The organism is Sphingopyxis sp. RIFCSPHIGHO2_12_FULL_65_19 (assembly GCF_001830555.1).
Lineage (GTDB): Bacteria > Pseudomonadota > Alphaproteobacteria > Sphingomonadales > Sphingomonadaceae > Sphingopyxis.
In genome coordinates, this window is sequence record NZ_MIAM01000051.1 from 1 (window position 1) to 17,759 (window position 17,759).

General features: G+C 66.3%; 14 protein-coding genes. 5 read left to right on the forward strand and 9 right to left on the reverse strand.

Annotation, left to right across the window (positions count from 1 at the left end; genetic code table 11):
• The 4 genes from atpD to A3E77_RS14780 form a co-directional block, all read right to left on the reverse strand.
• The coding region (gene atpD / locus A3E77_RS14765) for a F0F1 ATP synthase subunit beta (RefSeq protein ID WP_293647273.1) at positions 1–1,326 on the reverse strand (1,326 nt) is incomplete at its 3' end.
• Between the two features lie 24 nt (positions 1,327–1,350).
• Complete coding sequence (locus A3E77_RS14770) at positions 1,351–2,232, reverse strand: F0F1 ATP synthase subunit gamma (RefSeq protein WP_293647275.1); 882 nt, start codon at positions 2,230–2,232, stop codon at positions 1,351–1,353.
• 55 nt (positions 2,233–2,287) lie between these two features.
• Positions 2,288–3,817, reverse strand: coding sequence for a F0F1 ATP synthase subunit alpha (gene atpA / locus A3E77_RS14775; protein ID WP_293647277.1), 1,530 nt, complete (start codon positions 3,815–3,817; stop codon positions 2,288–2,290).
• Between the two features lie 39 nt (positions 3,818–3,856).
• The gene (locus A3E77_RS14780; RefSeq protein ID WP_293647279.1) at positions 3,857–4,423 is read right to left on the reverse strand and encodes a F0F1 ATP synthase subunit delta; all 567 of its coding nucleotides are present in this window, start codon (positions 4,421–4,423) and stop codon (positions 3,857–3,859) included.
• 203 nt (positions 4,424–4,626) lie between these two features.
• Between A3E77_RS14780 and A3E77_RS14785 the strand changes: the two genes are divergently transcribed.
• Positions 4,627–5,304, forward strand: coding sequence for a dienelactone hydrolase family protein (locus tag A3E77_RS14785; RefSeq protein WP_293647281.1), 678 nt, complete (start codon positions 4,627–4,629; stop codon positions 5,302–5,304).
• 12 nt (positions 5,305–5,316) lie between these two features.
• Here A3E77_RS14785 and A3E77_RS14790 read toward each other — a convergent pair whose 3' ends face one another.
• Entirely contained in the window at positions 5,317–6,861 is a 1,545-nt protein-coding gene (locus A3E77_RS14790; protein ID WP_293647283.1) for a S1C family serine protease, read from the reverse strand.
• Between the two features lie 100 nt (positions 6,862–6,961).
• On the opposite strand from A3E77_RS14790, the gene A3E77_RS14795 reads away from it, so the two are divergent.
• The 3 genes from A3E77_RS14795 to A3E77_RS14805 are packed head-to-tail and all read left to right on the forward strand — an operon-like array spanning position 6,962 to position 9,221.
• Positions 6,962–7,432 carry a DUF1203 domain-containing protein gene (locus A3E77_RS14795; RefSeq protein ID WP_293647285.1) on the forward strand — a complete coding sequence of 157 codons (471 nt, stop codon included), beginning with the start codon at positions 6,962–6,964 and terminating at the stop codon, positions 7,430–7,432.
• Positions 7,429–8,463, forward strand: coding sequence for a bifunctional DNA-binding transcriptional regulator/O6-methylguanine-DNA methyltransferase Ada (gene ada, locus A3E77_RS14800; protein ID WP_293647287.1), 1,035 nt, complete (start codon positions 7,429–7,431; stop codon positions 8,461–8,463). Before A3E77_RS14795 ends, ada begins: the two co-directional genes overlap by 4 nt.
• Entirely contained in the window at positions 8,463–9,221 is a 759-nt protein-coding gene (locus tag A3E77_RS14805) for an isocitrate lyase/PEP mutase family protein (RefSeq protein WP_293647289.1), read from the forward strand. Before ada ends, A3E77_RS14805 begins: the two co-directional genes overlap by 1 nt.
• A gap of 6 nt (positions 9,222–9,227) precedes the next feature.
• Here the strand turns inward: A3E77_RS14805 and A3E77_RS14810 are convergent, their stop codons facing one another.
• The 4 genes from A3E77_RS14810 to A3E77_RS14825 all read right to left on the reverse strand — a co-directional run bounded on the left by A3E77_RS14810 (position 9,228) and on the right by A3E77_RS14825 (position 16,405).
• Positions 9,228–10,772 (reverse strand): tetratricopeptide repeat protein, encoded by a 1,545-nt coding sequence (locus A3E77_RS14810; protein WP_293647291.1) that lies wholly within the window; start codon positions 10,770–10,772, stop codon positions 9,228–9,230.
• Between the two features lie 69 nt (positions 10,773–10,841).
• Positions 10,842–13,010, reverse strand: a complete 2,169-nt coding sequence (locus A3E77_RS14815) for a primosomal protein N' (RefSeq protein WP_293647293.1) — start codon at positions 13,008–13,010, stop codon at positions 10,842–10,844.
• Positions 13,011–13,155: 145 nt separating this feature from the next.
• The gene (locus tag A3E77_RS14820; RefSeq protein ID WP_293647297.1) at positions 13,156–14,241 is read right to left on the reverse strand and encodes a PepSY-associated TM helix domain-containing protein; all 1,086 of its coding nucleotides are present in this window, start codon (positions 14,239–14,241) and stop codon (positions 13,156–13,158) included.
• Positions 14,242–14,260: 19 nt separating this feature from the next.
• Positions 14,261–16,405 (reverse strand): TonB-dependent receptor, encoded by a 2,145-nt coding sequence (locus tag A3E77_RS14825; RefSeq protein WP_293647295.1) that lies wholly within the window; start codon positions 16,403–16,405, stop codon positions 14,261–14,263.
• A 143-nt stretch (positions 16,406–16,548) separates the two neighbouring features.
• Here A3E77_RS14825 and A3E77_RS14830 point away from each other — a divergent pair.
• A partial coding sequence (locus tag A3E77_RS14830) for a patatin-like protein (RefSeq protein WP_293647299.1) occupies positions 16,549–17,759 on the forward strand: 1,211 nt, incomplete at its 3' end.

Below are 17,759 nucleotides of genomic sequence, written 5' to 3' on the forward strand. Positions count from 1 at the left end.
CTTGCGCGCGCGGGCGACGACCAGCTTATCTTCTTCCGAAAGCTCGTCCATGCCGAGAATCGCGATGATGTCCTGAAGCGACTTATACTTCTGCAGCGTTTCCTGAACGCGGCGAGCGGTCTCATAATGCTCCTGGCCGACGATGGCGGCGGTCAGCACGCGGCTGGTCGAATCGAGCGGATCGACCGCCGGATAGATGCCGAGCTCCGAAATCGCGCGGTTCAGCGTCGTCGTCGCGTCCAAGTGGGCGAACGAGGTGGCCGGGGCCGGATCGGTAAGGTCATCCGCGGGAACGTAGATGGCCTGCACCGAGGTGATCGAGCCCTTGTTGGTCGAGGTGATGCGTTCCTGCAGCGCGCCCATGTCGGTCGACAGCGTCGGCTGATAACCCACCGCCGACGGAATACGGCCGAGCAGCGCCGACACTTCCGAACCCGCCTGGGTGAAGCGGAAGATGTTGTCGACGAAGAAGAGCACGTCCTGGCCTTCCTGGTCGCGGAAATATTCGGCGATGGTCAGGCCCGACAGCGCGACGCGAGCGCGGGCGCCCGGGGGTTCGTTCATCTGGCCGAACACCAGCGCAACCTTCGACCCTTCGGGGGTCGGGTTGCCGTCGGCGTCCTTGGCGATAACCCCGGCGTCGAGGAATTCGTGATAGAGGTCGTTGCCCTCGCGGGTGCGTTCACCAACGCCCGCGAACACCGAGGTGCCGCCATGGCCCTTGGCGATGTTGTTGATCAGTTCCTGGATGAGAACGGTCTTGCCGACCCCGGCGCCGCCGAACAGGCCGATCTTGCCGCCCTTGGCATAAGGCGCGATCAGGTCGATGACCTTGATGCCGGTGACGAGAATGCTCGTTTCGGTCGACTGGTCGACAAATTCGGGAGCCTTGGCGTGGATCGGCGCGGTGGCGGTGGCGTTCACCGGACCGCGTTCGTCGATCGGCTCGCCGATGACGTTGAGGATGCGGCCGAGCGTCTGCGGGCCGACGGGCACCGAGATCTGCGCGCCGGTATCGACGACGGGCTGGCCGCGGGTCAGACCGTCGGTCGCGTCCATCGCGATCGTGCGAACGGTGTTCTCGCCAAGATGCTGTGCGACTTCGAGGACAAGGCGGTTGCCATTGTTGTCGGTTTCGAGCGCGTTCAAAATGGCGGGGAGCTGGCCGGTGAACTGGACGTCGACAACGGCGCCGATGACCTGCGCGATGCGGCCCGTGGCAGCGGTGGTGCTTGCAGCCTTGGGCGCGGCGGCCTTCTTCGGCGCAGCCGCCTTGGGCGCGGCGGCCTTCTTGGCAGGAGCCTTCTTTTCGGGAGCGGTAGCCATTACTTTCTTCCTTGCTTGGATAGCTTAGAGCGCTTCCGCGCCTGCAATGATTTCGATGAGTTCGGTGGTGATCGCCGCCTGACGGGTGCGGTTGTAAACGATGGTCAGCTTGTTGATCAGGTCGCCCGCGTTGCGCGTCGCATTGTCCATCGCGGTCATCGACGCGCCCTGTTCGGACGCGGCGTTTTCCAGCAGACCCTTGAAGATCTGGATCGTGATGTTGCGCGGCAGCAGGTCGGCAAGGATCGCTTCCTCGTCGGGTTCATATTCAACCGAAGCCCCGGACCCCGATCCGGGGGCGGCGCCTTCCGGGGCGGGAACCGGGATCAGCTGCTGGCCGGTCGCTTCCTGAAGCAGCGCCGAGCGGAATTTGGAATAGAAGAGATGGGCGACGTCGAAGGCGCCCGCTTCGTAAAGCTCCATCACCTTTGCCGAAACCTCGTGTGCCTGTTCAAAGCCGATGTCGCGGATGCCGGTGGTTTCGTAATTCTCGATCACCTGGCCGGGGAAAAGGCGGTTGATCACCGGGCGGCCCTTGCGGCCGACGAGGTAGAAAATGACCTTCTTGCCCTGTGCCTGCAGTTCGAGCGCCTTGTCGCGTGCCGCCTTGACGATGTTCGAGTTGAACGCGCCGGCCAGGCCGCGGTCGCTGTTGAGCACGACGAGCAGGTGCGTGTCGCTCTTGCCGGTGCCCGACAAAAGCTTCGGCGCCGAATCCGACGCGCCGACCTTCGACGCGAGGCTGGCGACAACGCCTTCGAGCCGCTCGGCATAAGGACGCGCGGCTTCGGCCGCGGCCTGCGCCTTGCGCAGCTTGGCGGCGGCGACCATTTTCTTGGCCTTGGTGATCTTCTGGGTCGACTTGACCGAGACGATGCGACCTTTGAGTTCCTTAAGCGATGCCATTACGGCCCCTCTTGTTCGTCAGCCCGGCGCGAAGGCCGGGCTCACGGTAACTTGCTTACGCGAAAATCTTGGCGAAGGCGTCGAGCGCCGCGACCAGACCCTTTTTGGCGTCGTCGCCAAGGTCCTTGGTGTCGCGAATCGTCTTCAGAACATCGGCGTGGTCGCTGCGCAGATAGGCGAGCATTGCCTGTTCATAGCGCGACACGTCGGTCGTCGCGACAGTGTCGAGATAGCCGTTGGTGCCGGCGAAGATCGACGCGGTCTGTTCCTCGAACGGCATCGGCTGGAACTGCGGCTGCTTCAGCAGCTGCGTCAGGCGCGCGCCGCGGTTGAGCAGCTTCTGCGTCGAGGCGTCGAGGTCCGAACCGAACTGCGCGAACGCTTCCATTTCGCGATACTGGGCAAGCTCGAGCTTGATCGAGCCCGACACCTTCTTCATCGCCTTGGTCTGCGCGGCCGAGCCGACGCGGCTCACCGACAGGCCGACGTTGATCGCGGGGCGGATACCGGCGTTGAACAGGTTGGTTTCGAGGAAGATCTGGCCGTCGGTGATCGAAATCACGTTGGTCGGGATGTACGCCGAAACGTCGCCCGCCTGCGTTTCGATGATCGGCAGCGCGGTGAGCGAACCCGAACCATTGTCGCTGTTCATCTTCGCCGCGCGCTCGAGCAAGCGGCTGTGGAGATAGAAAACGTCGCCGGGGTAGGCTTCGCGGCCCGGCGGGCGGCGCAGCAGCAGCGACATCTGGCGATAGGCGACGGCCTGCTTCGACAGATCGTCATAAACGATCACGGCGTGCATGCCGTTGTCGCGGAAGAACTCGCCCATCGTGCAGCCGGTGTAAGGCGCGAGGAACTGAAGCGGAGCGGGCTCCGATGCGGTCGCGGCGACGACGATCGAATATTCCATCGCGCCATTTTCTTCGAGCTGGCGGACGATCTGTGCGACGGTCGAACGCTTCTGGCCGACCGCGACGTAGATGCAATAGAGCTTCTTCGACTCGTCGGTGCCGGCGTTGGCCTGCTTCTGGTTGATGAAGGTGTCGATCGCGACCGCGGTCTTGCCGGTCTGACGGTCGCCGATGATCAATTCGCGCTGGCCGCGGCCGACGGGGACGAGCGCGTCGAGCGCCTTCAGGCCGGTCTGGACGGGTTCGTGAACCGAGGTGCGCGGGATGATGCCCGGCGCCTTCACTTCGACGCGCATGCGCTTGTCGGCCTTGATCGGGCCCTTGCCGTCGATCGGATTGCCGAGGCCATCGACGACGCGGCCGAGCAGACCCTTGCCGACGGGAACGTCGACGATCGTGCCGGTGCGCTTGACGGTGTCGCCTTCCTTGATCTCGCTATCCGAGCCGAAGATCACGATACCGACGTTGTCGGCTTCGAGGTTGAGCGCCATGCCCTGAACGCCGTTGGCGAATTCGACCATTTCACCGGCCTGGACATTGTCGAGGCCGTGGACGCGGGCGATGCCGTCGCCGACCGACAGGACCTGACCGATTTCGCTGACCGTTGCGTCGGTGCCGAAATTGGCGATCTGGTCCTTGATGACCTTGCTGATTTCAGCGGCGCGGATTTCCATGGTTTAGCCTTTCATCGGGCAAATTGGGCGTAGGGCTTTTCAGCCCTTCATCGCCTGGGCGAAACTGTTGAGACGGGTACGGATGCTGCCGTCGATCAGCTGGCTGCCCAGCTGGACGACGAGGCCGCCGAGGATGGCGGGATCGACGGTCGCGGCGACGCTGACGTCGCGCCCGACACGGGTTTTGAGGTTCGCGGTCAGCTCTTTCAGCTGCGCCGCCGAAAGCGGATGCGCGCTGGTGACCTTGGCGGTCACTTCGCCGCGATGATCGGCGACGATCGCGTCGAACGCGTCGATCATCTTGGGCAGGTCGGCGAGCCGGCGGTTCTCGGCGAGCACGCCGAGGAACTTGGCCGTGAGCGAATCGAGTTTCATCGCCTTGCCGACCGCCGCGACCGCGTTCGCGGCATCGGTGCGGCCGACGACGGGGCTGGCGATCAGGGCCGTCAGGTCGGCCGATTCGGCGAGACCTGCGCGAAGGTCGCTGAGGCTCTTCGCCACCGCGTCGATCGCGTTCGATTCGCGCGCCAGATCGAACAAAGCGACCGCATAACGGCCCGCGAGGCCCGCCGTGATGTTGCCTTGAATGCCGCCGGAATTCTCCACGCGTGAAAGTCCTTTGTTGCTATCCCGTGGGGGATGGGTCGCGCGCTTTTTTGGGGAGATTCGACGAATGTCCCCCACGCGAAGTCGCGGCGCGCCTAGCAACGATTTTGCTGCAATGCAAGGCGGGCGGGCGATTGCTTTTGCCCCTTCGTGCGATAGGGACGGCTCAATCAAAAAATATGATGGCGAAGGGAAGGTGTGCGATGGGCGAGATGATCCGGATGACGATGGACGATGGCGTCGAAATCCCCGTCTATCAGGCCCAAGCGGAAGGGGAGCGCCGCGGCGGTCTGGTGCTGATCCAGGAAATCTTCGGGGTCACCGATCATATCCGCGAGATGTGCGACGAATACGCCGCCGAGGGCTATGAGGTGCTCTCGCCCGCCTTGTTCGACCGCGAACATCCGGGGTTCGAGAGCGACTATTCGGGGCCGCAGTTCCAGCGCGCGGTCCAGCTGGCGCGCGAACTGCACCCGTTCGAGCAGAGCCTGAAGGATGCGCAGACGTGCATCGATGCGCTCAAAGCGAAGGGCCCCGTCTTCATCACCGGCTATTGCTATGGCGGCTCGGTCGCGTGGCGGATGGCGCAGATCAGCCCCGACCTCGCCGCTGCGTCGGCCTTTTACGGCAGCCTGGTGCCGACGATGTTCAAGGATGAGGCCCCACGCTGCGCCGCCATCGCGCATTTCGGCCGCTTCGACGACGGCATCCCGATCGAGGGGGTTGAGGCGCTGATCGCAAAGAATCATCCGACCGCGCAGATTTTCGTTTATGAGGCCGGGCACGGTTTCAACAGCGACCGGCGCAAGGATTATCACGAGCCGAGCGCCGAGCTGGCGCGCGAACGGACGCTGATGCTGTTCAAGGCGTGCGGGGGCTAACCCATTTCCGGCTCAATTGTCGGTTAAAGCCGCCGCGCCCCTCGCCGGCTGGCAGCGGTAGACGAGCCGTTCGTTGGGGCTGGCGGGCAGGCTGCTGCGGATCGCATCCTGCTGCGCGGCCAGGCCGGCAAGTTCGTCGGGGTTGGCGGTGCAGCTCTTGAGCGTGATCGCGGCGCGCGTTTCACGGGCCTTCGACATCGTTTCGGCATCGAGCAGATAGCGGTCGACGCGATAGTCGCGCCCGGTCGAATCGATCGACGCCACGGTGACGGTCGCCTCCTCATTGGGAACGAGGATGCGCTGCCAGCGGTCGTCGGCGCCGCGCGTATATTGGGTGCGGCCGTTGACGCAGCCGTCGGCGCCGATCGTGACGGGAACGTCGGTCGTCGCCGACACGGTGATGCGGCTGCGGTCCTGGCGGATCGTGCAGAGGAAACTGCCCTGCGCGAGCTTCGGCGCGGCCGCGGCGGGCGCGGCGACTTCGCTGGCAATTTCGGCCTGCGCGTCGGGACGGGTGACGAACAGCACCGCGGCACCCAGCATCAGCGCGGCGCCCGCGCCCCCGGCCATCTTGGCATTGCGGATATTTTTCTGGCTGTAGAAGAGCAGCCCGGCGCCCGCGGCCAGCGCGCCGATCACGAAGAACACCCCCGCCAGCGCGATGCGGTTTTCGCGCGCGGCAAGCGCCTCTTCCTCCGCGCGGGCCTGTCGGCGTTCGCGGTCGAGCCTGGCGGCGGTATCCTTTGCGGCGTTCGCCTCTGCGCTCGCGCGCGCTTCGGCATCGAGCGCGGCGCGGTCGCGCGCATCGGCTTCGGCAAATGACAGGCACGCGGTGCCGATGCTGGCATAGGACTGGTTGGCGTCGGCAAGGAAGCGCGTGAGTTCGCGCGCCGAAATCGCGAAGGCAAAGGGCGAATCGCCGTCATCGGCGCGGGTGATCGCGGTGTTGATGCCGACGATCCGGCCGCACTGGTCGACCAGCGGGCCGCCCGAATTGCCGCGCGAGATCTTGGCGGTGTGGATCAGCATCGCGACCCCGTCGACCGCCTGCATGTTTGACATATTGCCCTCGCTGCGCGTCGGGGTGCGCGGGGTGATATAATCGTTGGCGCTGCGCGCGGTCGCCAGGTCGACGTTGCCGGGATAGCCCAGCGCAACGACGTCGGCGCCCGAATCGAGCGGGCCGGTGAAAACCGCGGCGGCGGGCAGGCGGCCCTCGGTAATCTCGATCAGCGCAAGGTCGCGATTGGTGTCGATGGCGATCAGCTTTCCCGCAAAACTTTTCTGTCCTTCCGACGGGACGACGCCGAGCGCGACATTGCCGGGATATTGGACCGCCGATTCGACGACATGCGCGTTGGTGACGATCCGCGTCGGTGAAATCGCGATGCCGCTGCCATGCCCAAAGCCGACCACTTCGCCATCGATCATCGCAACGGTGACAACGCGCACGACACTGCGCGACGCGGCGCTGATGTCGTCGGCGGCACGGACGGGCGCCGTCGGGACCAGGGCAAGGGCGAACAGGGCGAGCAGCAGCGAGAAGAGGCGGGTCATGGCGCGCACACTAGCCGCCCGAAGTTTGAACGCAAGCATCGGGACGCGCCGCGAATCGGGCGGTGGCATGGAAGGGAGACAGCCGAGAAAGGATGTTTCGATGACCTATGTGATCCAGGGACTTTGCCCCGATCGCTTTGCCCCGCTGTTTGCGATGGGCGATGCCGAATTGGCGGCGATCAACGCGCGGCGCGTGACCGCGACGGCCGACCGCGGCTTTCCGTGCCGCATCAGCCTGGAGGATGCGAAAGCGGGCGAGGCGCTGATTTTGCTTCATCACACCAGCCACGACGTCGCGACACCGTATCGCAGCGCCTATGCCATCTATGTGCGGCAGGGTGTCGATGCGGCGCAGTATCGCGACGCGACCCCACCGCTATTCGAGGGGCGCCCGCTGGCGCTGCGCGCCTTTGGCGCCGACGGCATGTTGCACGCCGCGCGGCTTGCGCAAGCTGGCGAAGCCGATGCCGCCATCCGCGACCTGTTCGCCGACGCGGCCATATCCTATATCGATGCGCACAATGCCGCGCATGGCTGTTTCGCCGCGCGGATCGAAAGGGATGCGGCATGAGCAGCGACCTGATGGACGATGATGCGCGCTGGGCAGCAGTGTTGCGCCGCGATCGCGCGCTCGACGGGCGCTTCGTGACCGGGGTGCTGACGACGGGCATCTATTGCCGGCCGAGCTGCGCCGCGCGCCACCCGCTGCGCGAAAATATACGCTTTTTCGGCGACGGCGCCGCGGCGCGCAAAACCGGGCTGCGTCCGTGCAAACGCTGCCTCCCCGACGATGTCGCGCGCGACGAGGGTGCGGTGCTTGCCGCGATCCAGGCGATCCAGGCGAGCGAGGAGCCGCTCGCGCTCGCCGACCTGGCCGCGCGCACCGGCTATTCGCCGACGCATTTCCAGCGCGTCTTCACCCGCCACACCGGACTGTCGCCCGCCGCCTATGCCCGCGCGCTGCGCGAGGAACGCGCGCGGCAGGCGCTGAGCAAAGGGAGCCGGGTGACCGACGCAATTTACGACGCGGGCTTTTCGGGGCCGTCGCGATTCTATCAGAATATGGAGGGACGCATGGGCATGACGGCTTCGGCATGGGTGAACGGCGGTCGGGGCGCGACGATCCATTGGGCCGTCGTGCCGACCAGCCTGGGCGATATGCTGGTCGCAGCGACGACAAGAGGCGTGTGCCGCTTGTCGTTCGCCGAGGGACGCGAGGCGCTCGAGGCGCGGTTTCCGGCCGCGGAGCTGGTCGAGGGCGGCGCCGAGTTCGAGGCACTTCTCGTGCAGGTTGTCGCCGCCGTCGAGGCGCCGACCGACGGTTTCGATCATATCCCGATCGACGTGAAGGGCACCGCCTTTCAGGAAGCGGTGTGGCGCGAATTGCGGAAAATTCCCGCGGGCGAGACGCGCAGCTATGCAGACATCGCCGCCGCGGTGGGTAAGCCCAAGGCGGTGCGCGCAGCGGGAAGTGCGAACGGGGCCAACAATGTGGCGGTGCTGATCCCGTGCCACCGCGTGGTGCGCAGCGACGGTTCGCTCGGCGGCTATGCTTACGGCCTGCCGATCAAAGAAGAATTGCTGAAGAGGGAGAGTTTCTGATGCCGGATAAAGTCGCTGAGTTTCGCGCGCTGCACGTCCCCGGCGACCCGCTGATCCTGGTCAACATCTGGGATGCGGGGAGCGCGAAGGCTGTCGCTGCGGCCGGGGCAAAGGCGATCGCCACCGGCAGTTTCGGCGTCGCAGGCGCGCAGGGTCGCTCCGATGGCGAGGATTTCCCGATCGAGGATGTGTTCGAGAATCTGGCCCGCATCCTGGCGGTCACCGACCTGCCCGTCACGATCGACATGGAGGCGGGTTATGGCGCCGATGCGGCGATGGTCGGGGTCTCGGTCGGCCGCGCGAAAGCCGCCGGAGCGGCGGGCATCAACATGGAGGATCGCCTGCCGGGCCAGTCGGAGCTGCTGCCGGCCGACGAGGCAGCCGCGCGTTACCGCGCTGCAAGCGACACGGGAATTTTTGTCAACGCGCGCTGCGATACATTTCGCGGTGCTGACCCGGCGAAGGACGGCGCGGCGCTGGTCGCCGCCACGCTTGAACGCGCGCGCGCCTATGCCGATGCCGGCGCCGACTCGCTGTTCGTTCCCTTCCTGCTCGATCCGACGTGCATCGGGGCGATCTGCGACGCCTCGCCGCTGCCCGTGAACATATTGCGCGGCAAGGGCGGCCCGACGCACCAGGAGCTTGCCGCGCTCGGCGTCGCGCGGATCAGCCATGGGCACCAGCCCTGGGCTGCGGCGATGGCGTGGCTGAGCGGACAGGCGCAGCAAGTCCTTGGCGGCGCCGAACCCGATTATTGACGGGCGTCAGTCGCCGTCATCGTCGGGCGATTGTGCGCCCGCGGCCGCGCCGCGGTCGCGCATTGTCTCGATCCGTTTCAGCAAGGCGTCGCCGCGGCCATTGTCGTGCGGGTCGAAGGCGACGGTCTTGGCAAGGTTGATCGCCGGTTCAAAGCGGCCAAGATGCGCAAGCGATACGGCGTAGGCGCTGCGCAGATTGAGATTTTCGGGCGCGAGGACGAAGGCGCGTTCCAACCCCTTGATCGCCATGTCGCTCGGTCGCTTTCCTTCGATCAAAAAGCTTTGGAAATAGGCGTGGAGCGGGATCGGGTCGTTCGGATCGGCGCGGTTGGCGATCTGGATCGGCCGCCGTGCTTCGCGCCATGCCGCCGGGTCGGTCTCGCCCTTCTTGCGCAGCTCGGACAACTGGAGCTGGCCCAGCAGGACATTGGCGCGCACATGTTCGGGCTTTGCCGCGAGCACCTTGTCCAGCGCGCCGCGCATCGCGGCAAGATCGCGCGTCGCCGGCTCGATATCCCATTCCGCGGCCGCAAGTTCGTAGTGAAGGTCGGGATTTGAAGGCATTTTTTGCGCCAGTGCGCGCAGCGCGTCGCGCACCTTCGCCAGCCGTGCCTTGTCACCGCGCGCGTTCAGCCGCTCCAGCCGCAGCATGATCACCGCATCCTCGTCGGCCGACAGCGGCGCGATGCGGATATTGGCCGACACCGGGACCGGCGCGCGGGTGGTCCGATAGTTCAGCTTACCCTGGATATAGCGGTTAAGATCCTTGTCGAGCAGCGCGAGGTCGCCAAAGGCGTCGGACGCCGCCTGGCGGGCGTCGGTGCCCGCATTGATGGCATTGGTGTAGCGATTGACCTGATCGCCGCGCGGGCCGCTGTGCATCAGCATATGGGTCAAAATCCACGCGCGGCCGTAATAGACGTCGGTCTGCCCGTTGCTTCGCATCGCGCCCGGCTGTTCAAACAGGAGTTTTTCGGCCGGGATTTTCGGCATCTGCAACAGGCCATAGGCGCGGCGATAGACCGGCCGTCCGATCATCGCATGACCCTTTTTGTCGAAATCGACGGTCGAATAATATTCGGCGAACCCCTCGATCAACCAAGCCGGAAAGGCGGCGCGCAGGTGGCGCTTCATAAAATGGTGGCTATATTCGTGGAACAGCACCTGCTGGGCCGCCGACGTCCCGGCGACGCCGCCCGCGCCGTTGTTCTGGCGAAAGGATATGGCAAAGCTGCCGTCGCGGTCCTGGCGGTAAAAGCCCGCCACCGGCGCGCTGCGCGATCCCGTCGCCAGTTCGGCGACGTCATTCGCCGCGGGGACAAGGTAGATGGGAAGCTTGCTTTCCTCGCCCGGCGTTTCGACGTTGAACAGCAGGCGGAGCGTGGTGTCGAAACGCTGCAAATTCTCGGCAAAGTCGCGCAGCGATTTTTCGCTGCTCTCGCTATAAATGATGAAACTGTCGGTGTCGGCGCGAAGCCATTGGGCATTGGCGGTGTCGGTCATTCCGAGCAGCGCGATTCCAGCCAGCAGGCCCAAGCCGATCGTCTTCATTGTGCGCCCCCGCATTGCATCTCGTGCCATGCTGCCAGCGCGCCGCCTGCCAGTAAAGCCCCGTCATGCCTAAACAAAGCTGTAGGGATCGATGTCGATCGCCAGCCGGGCCTTCGATGACCATTCGACGCTGTTTACCCAGTCGCGGATCGTGCCCTGCAAGTCGAAACTGCGCGGCGCGTGGAGCAGCAGGCGAAAGCGGTGGCGGCCGCGGAGCATCGCGAGCGGGGCGGGGGCGGGGCCATAGACCGCGAGGCCCTCGGCGACCGGCGCTTTCGCCCCGAGCCGTTGCGCCTGGCCGCGCGCCACCTCGATATCCTCGGACGAGATGACGAGCGCGGCGAAGCGGCCATAGGGCGGGGCACCCGCGAATTTCCGTGCCGCGGCTTCGGCCGAATAGAAACCGTCGCGGTCGTTGGCGACGAGTGCGGCCATGACGGGCGCTTGCGGCACGCGCGTCTGGATCAGCACGGCGCCGGGCTTGACCCCGCGCCCCGCGCGCCCCGCGACCTGCGCGATCTGCTGGAAGGTGCGCTCGGAGGCGCGCAGGTCGCCGCCGTCGAGCCCAAGGTCGGCATCGACCACGCCCACCAGCGTCAAATTGGGGAAATGATAGCCTTTGGTCACGAGCTGTGTGCCGATGATGATGTCGACCAGCCCGCCCTCGACATTGTCGACGAACTCGGCCGCCTTCGCGGGCGACCAGAGCGTATCGGAGGTGACGATGGCGACGCGCGCTTCGGGAAAACGCAGGGCCACCTCGTCGGCGACGCGCTCGACACCGGGGCCGCAGGCGACGAGGCTGTCCTCATCCTCGCATTCGGGGCACAGCCGCGGCGGCGGCATCACATGGCCGCAATGATGGCAGGCGAGGCGGTGGACCAGCCGATGCTCGACCATCCACGCGGTGCAATTGGGGCACTGGATACGATGGCCGCAGGTGCGGCAGAGCGTCAGCGGCGCGAAGCCGCGGCGGTTGAGGAAGAGCAGGCTTTGCTCGCCCTTTTGCAATCGGTCGGCGAGCGCGTCGACCAGCGGCGGCGCGAGCCAGCGGCCGCGGTCGGGCGGATCCTGCCGCATGTCGATCGCGACAAGGTCGGGCAAGGTCGCGCCGCCGAAACGCGCGGGGAGGACGATGTGGCGATAGCGTCCCGCCTCGACCATCGCCAGGCTTTCGAGCGCGGGGGTCGCGCTGGCGAGAATCACCGGCAACCCCTCGAAATGCCCGCGCATCACCGCGACGTCGCGCGCGTGATAATGGACGCCATCCTCCTGCTTGAAACTCGTCTCGTGCGCCTCGTCGACGACGATGACGCCGAGCCGGGCATAGGGGAGGAACAGCGCCGAGCGCGCGCCGACGACGATCTTCGCCTCGCCGTTCGCGATGCTGTGCCAGGCGCGGCGGCGCTCGGTCGAACGAAGTCCCGAATGCCACGCAACCGGCTCGCATCCGAAACGCGCGGCAAAGCGCGTCAGCATCGGTTCGGTCAGCGCGATTTCGGGGAGCAGCACCAGCGCCTGCTGACCCGCGTCGATCGCGGCGGCGATCGCCTCCATATAAACTTCGGTCTTGCCCGACCCGGTGACGCCGTCGAGCAGCAGCGTGTCGAATTTGGCCGCCGCCACTGCGTCCCTGAGCTGCGCCGCCGCCGCCATCTGTTCGTCGGAGAGATCGGGCGGGGCAAAGCCGCTGTCGGGGTCGGGGTAGGGCTGGTCAGCCGAGACGGTGACGGCTTCCAGAGCGCCCGTCTGCACCAGCCCGCGGATCACCGCCTCGCTGACTTCGGCCATCGCCGCGAGTTCGCGCACCATCCCCTGCCGCTCGCCGATCGCTTCGAGCGCGACGATCCGCCGCGGCGTCATGCGGGCGGGCAATTCGCCGGTGGCGCGATATTCGACGATCGGACGCCGCGCGTCGGCAAAGGCGACGCCGGGCAGCACCATGCGCAGCACCGCGCCCGGCGGCGCGAGATAATAATCGCTCGTCCATTCGACGAGGCGGCGGAGCGGCGCCGCGATCGGCGGCACCGGCACGACTTCGTAGAGGCTCCGCAGGCGATTGTCGCCGACAGGGTCGGGCGCGCCGAAACTCGCATCCTCCCACACCACGCCGCCCAGCCGCCGCGGGCCCAAGGGTGCGACGACGACGCTGCCGAGCGGCGCATCGCTGCCCTGCGGCACGCGATAGTCGAGCGGGCCGAGGGCGGCAGTGAGAAGGAGGACGCGGGCGCGGGTCATGGGTGAGGGAGGATATAGGGCGGCGGGTAAAATAGGAAAGCGCGGCTATCGTCCCTCACCTTAATCGTCGTGCCGGACTTGATCCGGCATCCATTCCAGCACCCGCGGCATGGACCCCGGATCAAATCCGGGATGACGAAAGAGCCTAGGCCGAAGCCAGCACCGCTTTCTTCGCCCGACGCTTCGCCGGTTTCGGCCGCCTGAACCAGAAGGTCCACACGGCGAAGCTGCCGAGCATCGTCATCGCAAGGCCCGAGATCGTCAGCAATATGCGCCACGTCCAGCCGCCGACCTTCGACGCGTGGATCGGGAAGGCCATGTTGAACGCCTGCGCGCCGGGTGCGAGCTTCAGCGCGTCGCGCGCGCCGAGCACCTCGCCCGTCGCGGCATCGAAGGCGAGGGTCGTGCGGCCATTGGGCAGCCATTCGGCAGGCTGTTTCATGCGCAGGCTGATCGGGTCGCCTGCCTTGCGCGGCAGGCTGAGGATACGGAATTCCGCGTCGGGGAAGCGGCGGCGCGCTTCGCCGAGCATCGCGGTATAATCGGGCTTTTCGGCGATCGGGCCGCCCTTGTATTTCGGCGGATCGAGCGCCTTGGCGGTCTCGGCCACCGGGCCGAAAGGCGCGACCACCCCCAGGGCAAAGGGGCGAAAGATCATCATCGTGCCGGTGACGATCGAGATCAGCAGCAAGGGTGCGACCACGACGCCAAGGTCGCGGTGGTGCATCAGGATCGCGGGGCGGCTCATCCGCTTCGGCCACAGGCGAAGCTGGAAGGTCCGCCGTGTTCGCCACCACAGGATGACACCGCTGATCACGAAGAACAGCCCGCACAGCCCCGCGATGCCGATCACCCATTCGCCATTGTCGCCCGCGAACAGATGGTGGTGGAAGTCGAAGATCCAGAGTTCCGGCCGCTCCCACTGGCTCGCCCAGCGCGCCGCGATCTCGCCCGACTGGCTGGCATAGGCGCCCGCCCCTTCGGCGAAGCGGAGCTGGTGCAGCCCGAACCGCGTGTCGGCATAGATGATGCCCTGCGCGCCCGGCGTCGCCATCAGCTTTTCGGTGGCGGCGGTGACGGTGGCAAGGTCGCCGCGCAGCGGGTCGCCCGTGCCCGGCACGCCGATCCACAGATGCTCATAGAGCAGGATGGTGCCCGACAGGCCAAGCAGCGCGAGCACGAGGCCAATCAGCCCCCCCGTCCAGCGGTGCAGCGTGTCGAGCAGTTTCATCATTTAAAAGCGCCCCACCTCAGAATCGGTAGTCCCAGCCGAGCGTGAAGCTGCGCCCGCGGCCCGCGAAGTTGAAGAAATTGTCGGTCGGCCGCTGGGTGTCGCTGGCGTAGCTGATATATTGCTTGTCGAACAGGTTCGACACGGCGAGGCTGACCCCGCCGAGGCTGGTCTGGTAGCGGACGATCGCGTCGGTCAGATTATAACCCTCGAAATCGTTGCGCGCGTCGCGGTTCGGGCCGCGGAAGGTGCGCGCAAGATAGAATTGCGTCTGCACCCGCGCCGAAAAAGCGCCGTTCGCATAAGCCGCAGCCAGGTTCAGTCGGTCGGGCGAGATATTCGCGCCGTCGAGGTCGGTTTCGACCACGCCATCCTCGTCATCGTCGAATTGGCCGACGATATGCGCATAGCCCGCCGACAGCGTCAGCCCGTCGACCGGCATCTTGACCGCCAGGTTGATTTCCAGCCCCTCGATCTCGACGCGCTGGCGCTGGACGTCGAAAATGCCGTCGGGGCGCGCGATGAGCAATTGGCCCTTCTTGCTCGACGACCAGAAATAGGTCGCGCTCGCGTCGAGCGGGCCGCGCTTGACTTCGACCCCCAGCTCGCGGTTGTTCGAGACGATCGGCGAGATGTCGAGGAAATCGTCGATGTCGATGCCGGTCGTGCGGACGGCGCGGGTGATGCGGCCGACGTCGGGGACGGTATAACCCTCGGCATAGCTGGCATAGGCGCGGATGCCCGGCACCGGCTCGACGATCACGCCGCCGTTCAGCAGCACATCGTCGAAGGTCGGGCTGCCGCCCGCGACGAAGGTGCTGCCCGACGAGGCCAGCGTCGTATAATCGTCGATGCTGATCTTCACATTTTCATAGCGCACGCCGCCCGCAAGCCGGACAAGTCCGCCCGCAAGCTTGAGGTTCGCTTGACCGAAGGGAGCCAGGCTGCGGAAATCGGTCGGCGGCACCCAGGCGCGGTCGGTCGCGATCAGCCGCTGCTCGGTCGAATCCCACAGCGCGTCGAACCCCGCGATCAAGGTCAGCGCCTCCAGCCCCGGCATCGCGCGTTCGTAGCTGAGCTTGCCGCCATATTTGCGGCTGCGGTTCTGCGACTGGTCGAACAGCGTTCCGACGGGCGCGATCGACGCGTCCTGAAAGGTCGCGATCGGATTGGGCTCGCCGCCGAAGGTGTCGCGGCTGCGGTTCCAGAAAATCTGGCTGACGAAATTGCCGCCGCCAAGATCGGTGTCGGTCAGCGACAGCGCGACGCTTTCGGTGCGCCCTGTCGCGGGAACACCCGGCGCGATGCCCGGCCGCGCGCTCGTCGGCACGCCGCCGATCTTGTTGCCCGCGACCGCCGCATAATCGCCGTCGCCTTCCAGCTCGAAGCGGCTTGCGATCAGGTCGAGCCGCATCGTGTCGGTCACCGCATAGCCAAAGCGGCCGAACAGCGAGAGGGTTTCGGAATCCTGCGTCTCGCCCTGCGTCAGGTTGATGCCGACGCGCCGACCCTCGCCGTCGAAAAAGACGCCGCGGCGTTCCCATGCGGCGCCGACCGAGGCGTCGAAGCGCCCCGCCTTATATTGGACGAGGCCCGCGATCTTGCCGCCCATGCCTTCGTCGGACAGGTCGTTGTCGGCGGTCGCCTGGAGCAGTGCGCGGCCCGACAGGCCTTCCTCGGCGGGCGCGCCGACGGTGACCTGGTTGACGATGCCACCGGTGCCGCCGATCCCCTGCAAGGCGTTCGATCCGAAGATCAGCTCGACGCGATCGACGAAAAAGCCGTCGATGGTGAAACCGTCGCGGCTGCCGTCGCGCAGCGGGGTCGATTGCGGGATGCCGTTGATCGCATAGAGCGGCGAGCGGCCGCGCAGCGTCTCGCCCGCGCCCGAGAGTTTCTGCCGCGTCGGCGAAAAACTGGGGGACAGCGTCGCGACCGCGTCGGTGACCGATCCCGAAATCGCGATCTGCTGGTCGAGCGCGTCCTTGTCGATGATGTCGATCGTTAGCGGCAACGCGCTGGGCGGCAGGATGGTGCGCGCTGCGGTCACGACGATCGTCTGGCCGGTCTCGGCGTCGCTGTCGACGGGCACGCCGTCCTGCGCAAGCGCGGGCGACGAAAGGGCGGTGCTGAGCAGCACGGCAACGGCAATTTTGCGAATCATTATCAACTCCTGTTCGCAGCGCCGCTAATGAGAGCGATTCGCATAGGCAAGGGAAAAGGCGGCTCGACGGCGCGTTTTTGCTCTTTGCCCGGCGCCTGTGGAAAATTCGCCACAGCGCCGAAAAGCCCGCTATCAAGATGCCGATGCGGGAAAAGGAATTACGCTTCGCCCTGATTTGCTACGGCGGCATCAGCCTCGCCGTCTATATGCATGGCATCACGAAAGAGGTCTGGCGGCTCGCCGGCGCGTCGCGCGCCTTTCACGACGATGCCCCGCTGACCGGCGCGGGCGCGGTCTATGGCGACCTGCTGGAACAGATTGCGGGGCGCAGCAATGTGCGGCTGCGCGTGCTTGCCGACATCGTCGCGGGCGCGAGTGCGGGGGGCATCAATGGCGTCTTTCTGGCGCGCGCGCTGGCGACCGGACAGTCGCTCGACCCGCTGACCGACCTGTGGCTGGGCAGCGCCGATGTCGACAAGCTGATCGACCCCGATGCGCGTCCCTTGTCGGCGGCGACCAAATTCTGGGCGGTGCCGATCGCCGGCTGGATGATGAAAAAGCGCGGCAATGCCATCGACCGCACGGTCGGCGAAGGTGCGCAGGACGAGGTGCGCGCCAAGCTGTCGCGGTTCGTGCGCGCGCGCTGGTTTGAACCGCCATTCGGCGGCGAAACCTTTACGAACCTGCTGTTCGACGCGTTCGACGCGATGGACGCGGGGCCGCGCGGGCCGGTGCTGGTGCCCGACGGCCAACCTGTCGACCTGTTCGTATCGGTCACCGATTTCGCCGGGCACAGCGTGCCGCTGGCGCTCAACAGCCCGGCGCGCGTGACCGAGGACGAACATCGGCTGATGCTGCATTTTCGCGCCGACAGCCGGACCGGCGCGCGGCTCGACGATGTGCCGGGACTGGTCGGCGCGGCGCGCGCGACCGCAAGCTTCCCCGGCGCCTTTCCGCCTTTCACGCTGCGCGAACTGGACCGCGTGCTCGCCAAGCGAAAGATCGCCTGGCCCGGCCGCGAAGCCTTCATCCGCGTTCAGCTTCCGGCGGGCGGCGACGGCGATCCGGCCGATCGCGTGCTGATCGACGGATCGGTGCTTGCCAACGCGCCCTTCCGCCCCGCGATCGCGGCGCTCAAACAGCGGCCGGCACGGCGCGAGATCGACCGCCGCTTCGTCTATATCGATCCCAAGCCCGATTATCGGTCGATCAGTTTCGGCAAACCGGCGGCGGCCGAAGAGGCGCAGTTGCCCGGTTTCTTGCCGACGATCCTCGGCGCGCTGTCGGAAATCCCGCGCGAACAGCCGATCCGCGAAAATGTCGAGGCGATCGAAGCCATGTCGCGCCGCATCCG